This window comes from Algoriphagus namhaensis, assembly GCF_042649705.1.
GTDB classification, from domain to species: domain Bacteria; phylum Bacteroidota; class Bacteroidia; order Cytophagales; family Cyclobacteriaceae; genus Algoriphagus; species Algoriphagus namhaensis.
Genome location: NZ_JBHRZS010000007.1, coordinates 944,054 through 957,497 on the forward strand (window position 1 = coordinate 944,054; position 13,444 = coordinate 957,497).

Consider the following 13,444-nt stretch of genomic DNA (forward strand, 5'->3'; position numbering starts at 1 on the left):
AAGCAACTCCTCGGAGTTGCTTTTTTTATGTTCTTTAGATATTAATTCAAAGTAACTGGGAATGTGATATCCAAATCTGAAGATCCGCCCGCCTGGACGAAGTTCTCAAAAGAAGGGTTACTAGCACCAGCAAAGCCTTTGTCTAGATCGTGTCTTAGGACAATTCGCATTTCTGAGCTGTTGATCGAGCTGTTTCCTACGACCACTGTTCCGTCTAGTCCTAGCTGTACGTCATTATAGGTATAAGTCATCGGTGCAGAAGAGCCTACGAAAGCAGATCCCAAAAAGAAGAACTGATGCTCATCATCTTCTTCCTCGATTTCTTCAGTGATGTCTTCGTTTTCGATTGAATTGAAGACTTCGATTTGCATTCGATAGGTTTTGTTCTTATCCAGCGAAACCGTCTCGATGGTTGGATTTCCTAACTCGATTCCCTGCGGGTCGCTTGCGGTAAATGTGAAAGTAAGTCCAGTTGGGTTACCACCAGCATCGAGTTCTGTAAATGCTAGAGTTACGTCTGTGATTACTTCCTCATCATTCTCTGGCTCCGGGTCATCACTTTCACAAGAAGCAAAGCCAAACACAAGAGCTGCTAACGCGTAAATCCAAGGTTTTTTGATTGTGTTCATTTGTAGTTTAGTTTAGAATTGGTAATTGATTTTTAAAAGAATATTTCTGCCCATATCATCTGTGAAGTACCTGAATCGATTCATGTATTCCTTGTATGAGGTGTTGAGTGCATTCTGAATTTGAAAGCCTAGATTGAGCTTGTTGTCTACCACTTCAAAGCCTTTTTGAAGACCTAAATTGACTAGTGCATAGCCAGGTGGAGCAGGGGCGAGGTCAAAGTCCGGTTCTCTTTTTTGTCTAGCAACTAGTACATTGCTTAGGGTTAGTTTTGTTCCTTTTGAGAATTCTCCAAAGCGATAGGAGAGCCCCCAATCCATGCGGTCTGATGGAATAAATGGGAAATAGGTATTCTCGCTTGTGTTTTTGGCTCGGATAATGGATCCTTTAAAGTAGCCACTCAGGCGATCGCTAAATTCATGGCTCCCAGAAAGATCCACACCATAAAAGAATGCATCAGCCTGTAAATACTCATACACATTGAATGTTCCTCTTAGGCTTACAAAAATCTCACCTGTAGGATTGAGGTAGATGTAATCATTGATTTGGTTCGCGTATGCGGTCAGTTCAAGCTGGCTTCTGTTCGTTGAAAACTCCAAGGAATTCACCCATTTGAATGATTTCTCTGAGTTCAGATTTTCATCACCAATTTCCACAGCAGCTGCTCCATGATGCAGCCCTTGGCTGAAAAGCTCATTGACATTCGGTGGACGCCAAGCGGAGCCTAGATTTGAGGAGAAGGTCAGAGTAGGGCTCAAGAAATAAACTCCTCCAATAAACGCTGTGAAATTTTGGTAGGATAGCTGAGATTCATCAAGTTCATTATTAATAAAACGTGCCGTGGACAAGTCTCTGAAATCATATCTCAGGCCTCCCTCGATTTCCAAGGGACCTTTGGAAAATGTTTCAATGGCATAAATGCCAAGATTAAGCATGTCGTAATTGGGGATTAGAGGAGTAACCCCTGTACCAGGCACATTGGAATTGGCTTGAGTGATCAGGTTAACGCCAATCGATCCGCTCCATTGCTTTTGGTTGGTATGGTCAACAAAGACGTCCAGCGTATTAGTAAATAGCTCAAGATCTAAGCTTGGTTTTTTGTCACGATCTCCGCGTCGTACGTCAAATTCCTGACGATTGTTGAGCTGAAAGCCGTATTGGAGATTTAGCTTGATGTTTTCGTTTAAGTGATAATGCGACTTAAGCTTTGCCAAGTGATGTGAAACCACCTGCTTGGGATTATCAATTTCGTAGGTAAAACCAGGATTAGTGAAAGGCTTGCCATTCTCTATTATTTCTTCCAGATCTGAAAGGTTCCCAGTATGCGAATCCTTTAGGATACCCAAAGTTGTATTGAAGAAACTGTAATACGCTTCTGCACCAAGTTTGGAATTCGAATAACCCAAAGAGCCCGAAAAATTATATTCACTCAGTCCAGTATTCCCTTGATAGTAGTCCGGAGACTGAATATTACCAGCACGCTTGGCAGATCCCTGCACTCTGTAGCCTAGGCCAGTTATTTTTTCAGAACCACCGATGTGTTCAATCGCCACGTTACCCATTCTGCCATTGCTACCTCCGATAAGGTTTAGGCTCGTGCTTGACTCTTTCTGAGTGGGAAGCTCTTTTGGTGTGACCAAAATGACACCTCCCATCGCTTCAGGGCCAAATCTCACCGTTTCTGCTCCTTTGATCACCGTAATTTCATTTGCTAGGAAAGGATCAATTTCTGGCGCATGTTCGGCACCCCATTGCTGGCCTTCCAGGCGTATTCCATTATTAAGGATCATAATTCTATTGCTGTGAAGTCCATGAATCACAGGTTTGGAAATACTGTTTCCTGTGGAAAAAGTTGTTACACCGGCAATACGCTTAAGACTTTCGCCGAGGTTTTCTCCACGGCTTTCTAATAATGCATCACCGTATAAAGAACTCACCGCTGTGGTAGTTTGCACTTGGTCTTGATGACCGTGAACCTCTACTCCTGACAGCGTCACGGAGCTTTCTTTCATCCGAAAAGTTTTGGAGAAGTTCGCTGAATTAAGTGAAATCACTTCTTCAATATCCTCGTGCCCTAAATACTGTATGGTCAAAAGGTAATCTCCCGGGCAAAGGTCCTTAATGATAAAGTTGCCATTTTCATCTGTGACGGCACCGGTTCTGCTTTCATGAATCCATACATAGGCCCCTAAAATCGGCTCGTTGTCTTCCAGATGAACGAGCTTTCCACGAATTACATTGCTGCAATCCTGGGCCCGCAAAGGAATACTCCTCAGTGCAAAAAGGACGAATAAAAGGATGACCTGTTTGAATTTCACAAAGCAAAAATAGAGAGGTTTAATCCATTATACTAATATTTATGAAACAAAGTTGCATAAATGGATAAATGGTGTTTTAATCATTTATGAGGGCTTTTTATACAAAAAAAGGTTCGAGAATGATTCCCGAACCTTCAATTTTGTTTGCTGGTGATTAACCTAACCAAGCTGACCATGGAATTCTCCAAAGGATCAAAAGCAAGCCTACTCCATAGGCCATGTAGATACTTCTGAACCGTGCTTTTGAAATGCTCAGCTTTTTGGCTCTGATATATCCTACAGAGATAATAATGATCGCCAAAATATTCATAATCGGGTGCTCCAAGGCAACCAGTCTTGCGCCAGCATCTTTCATGGTGCCTTCTGCAGATAGCATCTCAAACCCTAGAGGGCTAATGAAATAAAGTATAATACCAACTAGAAGCTGAATGTGACATAGGATAAAGGCGATCAAAGCAATTTTCCGATCCTTTTCAGAAAACTCGCGACCACTTAAAGCGCCGATAAGGGCATAGATAAATACACCTGCCAAGGCGAGCAAAGCCAAATAGGCAACTCCTGAATGTAAATGTTGAATTCCTGTATACATGTAATTTTGATTTTAAGCTAAACTAATAAGCGGGTGAAATGATTTGCTAAAGTTGATCCTATTCGACAAAAAGAACAAGTCCTTTCAAATATTCTGTTTCCGGATGAAAGATATTTACCGGATGATCTGCTGGCTGACTAAGCTGATGTAGAATGCGAACTGAGCGTCTACTTTCCATCGCAGCGGAGAAAAGGGTATTTCTAAATAACGTTTTGTCTACCACTTGGCTGCAGGAAAAAGTAAACAGAATCCCACCTGGTTTGATTTTTTTCAGAGCTTCCAAATTGAGCCTTTTATAGGCTTGAACGGCATTATGCCTTGATTTCATATTTTTTGCGAAAGCAGGCGGATCCAAAACGATGACATCATAGTCACTCCCGATTTCTCTAATGTATTTGACCACATCTGCTACGATGGAATCATGCGGAGCAGAAATAGCTGGGTTCAATTGGATATTTTCTTCAGTTAGCGCAATTGCCTTTTCAGAAATATCTACAGAATGAACTTCCTTGGCCCCGTTTAGTAAGGACGTCACCGAAAAACCTCCTGAATAGCAAAAGGTATTTAAGACCTTTTTGTCTTGAGAATAGTCTCCAAGCAATTTTCGGTTTTCTCTCTGATCGATGAAAAAGCCTGTTTTTTGACCTTTCTCCCAATCAATCTTATAGCTAGCACCGTATTCCTGCACTAGATCTGTAAGTGGTTTTCCATGAAGCCATTCGTTGCCTCCAGACTCATAAGATTTTGGAAGTGTCTCGAAGCTTTTATCATAAACAGCCGAAAGACTAGAACCTAGGTTGGATTGCAATGCTTCAGATATCGCTAATCGGTGAACATGCATTGCGGTATCATGGCATTGTATCACTGCTGTACCATTATAAAAATCTACGATCAGACCAGGTAGTCCGTCGCCCTCTCCATGCACAAGTCTGAACACGTTGGTATGAGGATTGTCAAATAGACCTAGATTTTTGCGCAGCTGAATAGCACTATGAAGCTTATCATTCCAAAATTCCTGATCGATGGCCCGATCTATAAAACTGATGACTCGCACCATGATCGAACCCTGAGCGAAATGTCCTATTCCTAAAAATTCATCCCTTGAGGAAAGAACTTTAACCAGACAGCCTGCTTCTAGTTCTGAAGTAGAAGATGCTATAGCTCCTGAAAAGACCCAGTGGTGCCTACGCTTCAGGGAAATTTCTTTCCCCTTTTTTAGTTTAATCACTGGGTAATTGCTCAGGCTCATCTTGATCAAGGATTAGGAGTACATTTCAGCACGGATACTTTTTACTTGCTCACTTTCCAAGTAGTCGTCGTATGGCATTCTGCGATCAATTGTCCCTTTAGGAGTAAGCTCAATGATTCGGTTTACAGAGGATTGCACGAAGGCATGGTCATAAGATGACATGAGCACCGTACCCGTAAAATCAACAACTGCGTTGTTGAAAGCGGTAATTGACTCTAGGTCAAGGTGATTCGTTGGCTCATCCATTACCAATAGATTTGGGTTCTGGAGCATCATTCTAGAAATCATGCAGCGCACTTTTTCTCCTCCTGAGAGTACGGATGATTTTTTAAAAGTTTCTTCGCCGGTAAATAGCATTCTGCCTAAGAAGGTTCTGACATATGCTTCTTCCTGATTGGTTGAGTATTGGCTTAGCCAGTCAATTAGATTCAAATCAGAGCTGAAGTAACTTGAATTGTCATTAGGCAAATAGGCTTTATTGATGGTTACACCCCATTTCATACTTCCTTTTTGTACAGGGATTTCACCCATAATGGTTTGGAAGAATTTATTGACCGCCTGCTTGGTTTTGGAGATGAAGGCGATTTTATCACCCTTATCCACCATCAGGTTTACATCGGTGAAATAGGTGACTCCATCCTCGATCAGCTCAAGGTTCTCAGTCATGAAGATTTGATCTCCTGCCTCACGTTCAGGCTTGAAAATAATGCCAGGGTATTTTCTAGTAGAAGGCTCAATATCATCCACATTAAGCTTTTCCAACATCTTTCTTCTAGAAGTGGCTTGTTTGGATTTGGCGACATTGGCTGAGAATCTATCAATAAAAGCCTGAAGTTCTTTTCGTTTTTCTTCAGCTTTTTTGTTCTGATCGGATCTTTGCTTGAGGGCCAGCTGTGAAGACTCGTACCAAAAGGTATAGTTACCAGAGTAGATTTTGATTTTACCAAAATCAATATCCACAATATGAGTAGAAACTGAGTCCAAAAAGTGTCTATCGTGAGATACTACAATGACCAGATTTTTGAAATTCACCAAGAAATCCTCCAGCCAAACGATTGTTTCCGCATCTAGGTCGTTGGTAGGTTCATCCAAAACCAGGATATCAGGATTTCCGAAAAGTGCTTGTGCAAGTAATACTCGGACCTTTTGGTTACCTGCCAATTGATTCATTGGGAGGTAATGCAGATCCTCGGAGATACCAAGGCCAGACAATAAAGCAGCAGCGTCTGACTCAGCATTCCAACCGTCCATTTCAGCAAATTCGGCTTCAAGTTCAGAGGCTTTGATCCCGTCTTCCTCGCTAAAGTCCTCCTTCATATAAAGGGCATCCTTTTCGGACATGATGGAGTACAGCTTCTTGTGTCCCATCAGCACCACTTTCAAAACCTCTACTTCGTCAAACTCGAAGTGATTTTGCTTTAGCACAGCCATTCGCTGACCAGGAGTGATGTTGATTGCTCCAGAAGTTGCATCAAGTTCGCCTGCAATTATTTTTAGGAAAGTGGATTTACCGGCTCCGTTGGCTCCAATTACTCCATAGCAATTGCCTGGAGTGAATTTTAGATTTACCTCTTCGAACAGGGTTCGCTTGCCAAATTTGAGGGATAAATTATCTACTGAAATCATGTCTTAATCTTGGTATTTTTCGAAGGCGCAAAGATAAGGATTTAATTCGGTCTGATGAACTGCATTTCGGATTGTAATCGGGTATTTTCCGAGGGTTTTGACGTTTTTTACCTAATATTTAAATGAGGTTGTCTATATTAAAAACTTCAAATTTATAGCCCTTTGATGAAAAGAGTTCTACTCGCATTTCTTTGCTTTTTTTCCTTGCTAGGTTTACATAATCGCGCATTTGGTCAACTTTCTACAGCAGGTAAAGAATTTTGGGTTGCCTTCATGGATAATAATCGAATCCTACCTGATGCACCTGATCAAGCGGTCATAGTGATTTCGGCAAATGAAGATGCAGTAGGGACGATCGAATACTTGGGCAGGACGATTGATTTCGATATTCAACAAGGCCAGCAATTCGCTCATACTGTTTTGTCAACAGATGTGGATCTCTTACATCGTGTGAGCGGGAATGTAGAAAACAAAGGGGTCTATATTTTGTCCAGCGGCAAAATTGCCGTTTATGCCTTTAATGAACGGTTTAGAAGTGCAGATGGTACGGTGGTTTTACCGATTGGTGCTCTGGGAAAGGATTACCTCGTCACCTCACACTATGAAATCTTAACTGCTCCAGTTAATTATAATGGGAACATCAATGATGAGAGTGCGCTACTTGTAGTGGCTACCGAGGATAATACCCAAGTGGAAATCACCTCCAGTGTTGCGACGCTGAGTGGAAATAATCCGGGTGTTCCTTTTACTATCAACCTGAATAGAGGCCAAAGCTATCAGCTAAAAGCAAAAGCCGATCTCACCGGCTCCAGAGTACGTGTGGTCGGTGACAATGCGGCAGATTGTAAAAAAATTGCAGTCTTCGGTGGAAATAAATGGACTTCAGTAGGAGACTGCGGAGCTGCAAACGATAATTTATTCCAACAAACATATCCTACCACCACTTGGGGGACTTCATTTGTCCATGTTGCTTTGGCGGGGAGAACCTCAGGAGAATTGGTTAAGGTTTTGGCTTCTGAAGACAATACCGAGGTTTTTGTGGATGGTACAAGTCGTGGAACGGTGGATGCAGGAGAATTTCTAACCTTCGATTTTGGAATAAACCAATCCGCATCCATTCGTACAAGTAAGCCTAGTGCTGTTACGGTTTTTGCAAAAAGCCAAGAATGCAATCAGGCTTCCGCTCCTAATTATGAAAATGGAGACCCATTTATGATCACTTACAGCCCAAGTGAACAACTATTGAAAAGCATCCGATTTAATGCTTTGAGTCTACCTTCTATTGTAACGCATTATGTCAATGTGGTGGTACGAACAGATGCCGCAAATCTGACTATTCTTGATGGGCAGAATATGGGTGGGAGATTCAATGTTCTCGCGAGTGACCCTGAATTTTCGTACGCTAGAATAAATATTTCACAAGGAATTCATCAATTATCCAACCCAGAAGGCTTCACAGCCTATGTTTATGGTTTTGGTTTCTTGGAATCTTATGGTTTTGCGGTTGGTGCAGCTTTGGATAATCTAAACTTTGAGACTAATTCCGAATATGAATTTGAGGTAAAAGGGGAAAATGTAGCTTGTCTTAACCAAGAAGCAAATTGGTCTATTTCTTCTGATAATCCCGATTTCACCTATTTCGTGTGGGACTTCGGTGATGGAAGTGATCCTGTGGTGGGGCAGGACGTCACTCATATTTATGACACTCCTGGAGAGTATGAAATAAGTGTTACTGCAGCCCTAAGCGCAAATACTTGCGATGAGCAAGAGGAGATCACTTTTGAAACTCAAGTGCTGGAACTTTCTGCAGAATTAGAGGGTGAGACCAGCGTTTGTCCAGATGTGGAGCAAATAGTTTACAAGATAACAGAAGCAGAGAATATCGCCACGGTAGAGTTTTCTGTAGAGGGAGGTACCATACTGGAAAATTATGGAGATTCGGTGTTGGTGGCTTGGGGACCAGCCAATCCTGATGCTCATGTCATTGCCACTCCTTTTGGAGAGAATGGTTGCCCAGGGGAAGAAATAATCCTTGAAGTGGTAATCAATAATCAGCTGGAAGCATCTTTGCCCGAAGGGCCACTAGATATTTGCTTTGATCCAAATGTCACTCAAATTTACATTGCACCAAATGCTCTAAGTGGACGTGGATACGAATGGCAAATCACGGGTGGACAGATTGTTTCTGGAGATGGGACAAGTGAAATTGAAGTGATTTGGGACCAACCTGGTGTGACGGGTGGAGTGAGCTATACGGTATTTAGCTTGGTAGATGAACAATGTGAGGGAACTTCGGAAATAATTGAAGTTAATGTTGCTAATTTATTTGAAGTCAATGTTTTAAATCAAAATAATTTAGGCTGTAGTGGAGACATAAATGGTCAAATTGAATTGGAAGTTATTGGAGGAGTTGCACCTTACACCTACACTTGGTCACACGATCCATCTTTAAACCAAGAATTGGCTACTGGACTTGCAGCTGGATTCTATACAGTGACTATCACCGATGATCTGGGTTGTGAGCGCGTTCTCGAGGATATAGAAGTTGTAGAACCGGATCCTTTAGCTATTGCTTCAATCGCATTTGAGGGTACCAGCTGTTTTGGAAAGCCAGATGGATCCTTGGATTTGTCCATAAGCGGTGGAGTAGGTCCTTATTCCATAGATTTCCGGGATGGACTCAGTTTCTCAGGAAGTTTATCATTAGATGATTTGCCTCAGGGAGTTTATGTATGGGAATTGATCGATGCGAATGGATGTAGTCTTCCAATATCCTTTGAGATTACTTCACCTGCACCACTAGAGGTTGACGTAAGGTTGCAAAAACCAGCTTGCCCTGGAGGTAGTAATGGTGAATTACTAGCTTTTCCTTCTGGAGGGAACACTCCGTTAGTCTATTCTTGGGATTATGAATCGACTCCAGGAAATCAATTAATTGGTGTGCCAAAAGGAAAGTATAACATCTCAGTCACGGACTCCTTCGGTTGCGTCAGTGTCGGGGTAGGAGAAGTATTAGAATCAGCTCCAGAAGTTAGACTTCCAACAGGATATTACCCTGATCGTGATCAAGATTTGTTCAAAGGAATTTCCAATTGTGAAATATTGATGGATATTTGGATCTACAATCGCTGGGGGGAGGTGATATATTTTGGAAATGAAGGTTGGGATGGCATGATTTCTGGTGAAGAAGCTCCAAGCGGTACCTATACTTATAAAGTTCAGTACAGTTTCCCTATTAATGATGAAGTACAAGTAGAAAACAAAACAGGAGCTTTTGCTCTTATAAGATAAAAATCACCCCAATCACCTTAATTAATTTCATGTTCGATTCTTAAATGTCACACACTAAAAGATTATTTTTAGTCTTTTTCGTGTGTTTTATCTTTTTGCTGAGCTTTCAGATAAATGCTCAGGTAAGCACGTTTGGTAAGGAGTTTTATTTTGGGTTAATGGAAAATAACCTAAAATCAAACAGTATAGACAGGGCAGTTATATCTATAACCGCTCAAGAGGAGAGTACTGGGTTTATTCAATACCTAGATCAGACCATAAATTTTTCCTTGGCTGCTAATGAGATTTTTACTCATGAGATTATTTCATCCAGTAGGGATATTTTACATAGAAATTCAGGAGTCATTGAGAAAAAGGGGGTGCTTGTTTCCTCTTCTGGGAGAATTTCGGTTCATGCTTTTAATTTAAGGAACACGAGCTCGGATGCCTCTGTTATTTTGCCAATTAATGCTTTAGGAAAGGAGTATATTGTCACCGCTCATTTCAATGACATGTCCTTAAGTCCAGATAATTTCGAAAGCACGCTTTTGATTGTTGCAGCAGAGGACCAAACCCGCGTTGAAATTGTTCCTTCAAAGAATACCATTGATGGGAAAATTGCGGGGACCCCTTTTGAAATTATTCTTGACAAACAGGAAAGTTATCAGCTTAAAGCTCGAGGAGACTTAACAGGTTCTCAAGTGAATGTGCTTGGTGCAGATGAGGATAATTGCAAAAGAATTGCCGTATTTGGCGGAAATAAGATGACTCAGGCAGGGTCTTGTAATGGAACATCCGACCATCTTTTTCAGCAATCTTATCCGGTTAGTTTTTGGGGAAAATCATTTGTACACATTCCATTTTTAGATCGAACTTCAGGTGAATTGGTAAAAGTATTGGCTTCAGAAAATGGCACTGTAATAAGTGTGAATGGACAAACTGAGCAGACATTGAATGCAGGGCAGTTCATTACTTTTGACTTTGATGCATCGATAGTAAGAACTATAGAAGGTACTAATCCGATTAGTGTGACTGCTATTTCCAAAAGCCAAGATTGTGATGAGGCTTCATTGGGTTTGGGTGATCCAACCATGATAGCATATAATCCGAACAATCATCTAATCAAGAAAATTGTCTTTAACTCTCTGCAATCTTTTGGTTTTGTTAGACACTATGTCAACATTATAGTTCCTACCGATGCTGTTTCGGAGACTTTTTTAAATGGAAAACCCATTGGGAATGATTTTACATCTATCCCTGGTAATCCAAATTTGAAATATGCAAGTATCCCAGTTTCAAGTGGGAGTAACACTCTTATTAACCCTAATGGATTGATCGCATACGCATATGGATATGGGTTTAAAAACTCATATGGTTTTTCTGCTGGTGCGAGCTTTGAAGATTCCGATTTTGAAGTAATAAGTTCCTATGATTTTGAAGTAGAAGGAGATAGAATTGCTTGCCTAAATCAGGAAGGAGTATGGGAATTATTTCCAGAAAATCCTGCCTATACTGAGTTTTTATGGGATTTTGGGGACGGAAGTCCAATAAAAAACGGGAAATCTGTTACTCACCAATACGAGAAAGAGGGAGAATTTGTGGTAAAAATTCATGCCTTGTCAGGTGATGCTGGCTGTCCCTTAGAGAATGATTTTGAATTTGAGGTAACTGTTCAAAATTCAGAATTTGAAATTATTGGGAATCTCGAGGTCTGTCCTGGAAGTGTTGAGACATATGAGCTGGGAAATTCTTCAAACGTAGCATCTCTTGAATGGGATGAAATAATTGGTGGAGAAATTCTTGAGGCGACTGATCAATCCATAAAGATTAAATGGAATGATGTAGGTGATGATACAGGTATTTCTGTTGTAGGGATTTCAACAAATGGTTGTAAGTCTTCGGTTAAGTATCTTGAAGTTGAAATTGGAGCACAGTCTATTGATCAATTTCCAGATGGGCCGAATGAAATTTGTGTTTTAAATAACAAAGAGTACATGTATAGGCTACCTGAAGATCTATTAGGAAGTGATAGGCAATTAGAATGGGTAGTAGAAGGGGGAGTAATTTCCCAAGGCGAGTTCTCTGAAACTGTCTTTGTTATATGGGATGAGGAAGAAACTGAAAGGTCCATCGCATTTAAGTTTTTGCAGAATAGCGGGAATTGTGGGGAAATTTCTCAAAAATTAGAAATCACCTTCAATCCTAATGTGATTTTTGAAAACGCTTTAATTCTAGGCGAGGAAGAAGTTTGTTTGGGTGCAGAAGTGACATATGAATTCACTTCTGATACACCTTTCTCCTCCTTGGATTGGACTAATATTAGGGGAGGAGTTTTAATAGAGGCTCAGGGTAACTCTTCTGTAATTAGATGGACTGAATCAGTAGAGAAAATGGGATTTGATTTGGTTCCCTATACCGAAGACGGTTGTCTAGGAGAATCTGTGTCCTTTTTAGTTTCTATTAAACAATCAGAAGAAGTAGAACCGCCGATTGGCTCTGCTATAGTTTGTGGCCCTGGCTCTAACGAATTTAGCTATCAATTACCCTCAGATTCAACACCAGGAGAAATTGTTTGGGAAGTTGATGGGGGTGAAATAATTGGATCTGCTACGGAGGTTGAAGTTGTTGTGCAATGGTACCAAGATGAGTCTAGCAAATCAATTTCTTATTTCATTATGCCGGCTGAGGCTACGAGCTGTCCTCAATTTTCTAAACCTTTGGAAATTCAGACATTAGAGCAAATCGAGGTAATAAAAATAGAAGACATAAAACCATCATGTCCCGGAAATGCAGATGGAAGTATTGAGATTTTCGTAGAAGGTGGTTCTGGGAATTTTGAATACCAATGGAAATTATTTCCAGATATTACATCACCGAAGCTTGATGCTATTGGAGCTGGTGAATATGAAGTAACGGTGTTTGATGCCGATGGCTGTGGTTTTGCAGTATTTACCATTTCTTTAAGTGATCCTCCGGGTATGCAGCTTCAAGAGGATTTGGTAATAATTCCCACAAGTTGTTATGGAGCTGGGGATGGAGGTTTTAAGGCAAATATTTCGGGAGGAACACCACCTTTTAAAATACTTGGAATGGATGTCACAAGTGATGGTAATTCTGTTATTGTTCGAGGCTTGTCTGAGGGTGATTTTTCATTGTTTATAGAAGATTCAAATGGTTGTATTCTTCCAGTGGAAGGTGTGATTTCGAGTCCTAAGGAATTAGAGGTAAGATTTGTAGAGGTAAGCGAAAGCTGTCCAGGAGGAAATTTTGGCGGACTTGCCATAGAAGTCGTAGGCGGAGAAGCTCCTTATCAATATTTTTGGGAACCTGATTTTAGTATAAATGCTCTCTCTGCAACATCGCCCTTGTCTACCAATAACAACTCGATTAGCAATATGCCCTCTGGGGAATATGCTGTGATCGTTACGGATAGAAATGGATGTAGGGTAAGGGCAGTTGGAAGAATTCCAGAAACTGCTCCTCAGGTAAGAATGCCAACAGGTTTCAATCCTCAAGACGGCGTTTATTATCCTGTATCAAATTGTAATTTGGAATATAACTTACAGATACATAGCCGTTGGGGGAATATTGTTTATTCTGGAAATTCAGGTTGGGATGGACAGATTGAAGGAATTGATGCACCGATTGGAACATACTCATACCAGATCAGTTATCAATATTTAATGGATGATCAATGGATAACTGAAAATAAATCTGGAGTTTTTACCTTAATTAGGTGAAGAAAAAGATTTATATGGCAGAGAG

General features: G+C 40.8%; 7 protein-coding genes. 2 read left to right on the forward strand and 5 right to left on the reverse strand.

The features are described 5' to 3' along the window. Positions 1-41: 41 nt before the first annotated feature. The 5 genes from ACFOSV_RS12395 to ACFOSV_RS12415 all read right to left on the reverse strand — a co-directional run bounded on the left by ACFOSV_RS12395 (position 42) and on the right by ACFOSV_RS12415 (position 6,409). The gene (locus tag ACFOSV_RS12395; RefSeq protein WP_377906332.1) at positions 42-629 is read right to left on the reverse strand and encodes a hypothetical protein; all 588 of its coding nucleotides are present in this window, start codon (positions 627-629) and stop codon (positions 42-44) included. A gap of 12 nt (positions 630-641) precedes the next feature. Beyond that, complete coding sequence (locus ACFOSV_RS12400; protein ID WP_377906333.1) at positions 642-2,945, reverse strand: TonB-dependent receptor; 2,304 nt, start codon at positions 2,943-2,945, stop codon at positions 642-644. A gap of 154 nt (positions 2,946-3,099) precedes the next feature. Further along, on the reverse strand, positions 3,100-3,534 hold the full coding sequence (locus tag ACFOSV_RS12405; RefSeq protein WP_377906334.1) for a hypothetical protein: 435 nt from the start codon (positions 3,532-3,534) through the stop codon (positions 3,100-3,102). A gap of 58 nt (positions 3,535-3,592) precedes the next feature. After that, positions 3,593-4,777 (reverse strand): class I SAM-dependent rRNA methyltransferase, encoded by a 1,185-nt coding sequence (locus ACFOSV_RS12410; RefSeq protein ID WP_377907305.1) that lies wholly within the window; start codon positions 4,775-4,777, stop codon positions 3,593-3,595. An 18-nt stretch (positions 4,778-4,795) separates the two neighbouring features. After that, positions 4,796-6,409 carry an ABC-F family ATP-binding cassette domain-containing protein gene (locus ACFOSV_RS12415; protein ID WP_377906335.1) on the reverse strand — a complete coding sequence of 538 codons (1,614 nt, stop codon included), beginning with the start codon at positions 6,407-6,409 and terminating at the stop codon, positions 4,796-4,798. A gap of 165 nt (positions 6,410-6,574) precedes the next feature. On the opposite strand from ACFOSV_RS12415, the gene ACFOSV_RS12420 reads away from it, so the two are divergent. Next, entirely contained in the window at positions 6,575-9,700 is a 3,126-nt protein-coding gene (locus tag ACFOSV_RS12420; protein ID WP_377906336.1) for a PKD domain-containing protein, read from the forward strand. Positions 9,701-9,858: 158 nt separating this feature from the next. Next, positions 9,859-13,419, forward strand: a complete 3,561-nt coding sequence (locus ACFOSV_RS12425; protein ID WP_377906337.1) for a PKD domain-containing protein — start codon at positions 9,859-9,861, stop codon at positions 13,417-13,419. Positions 13,420-13,444 lie beyond the last annotated feature (25 nt).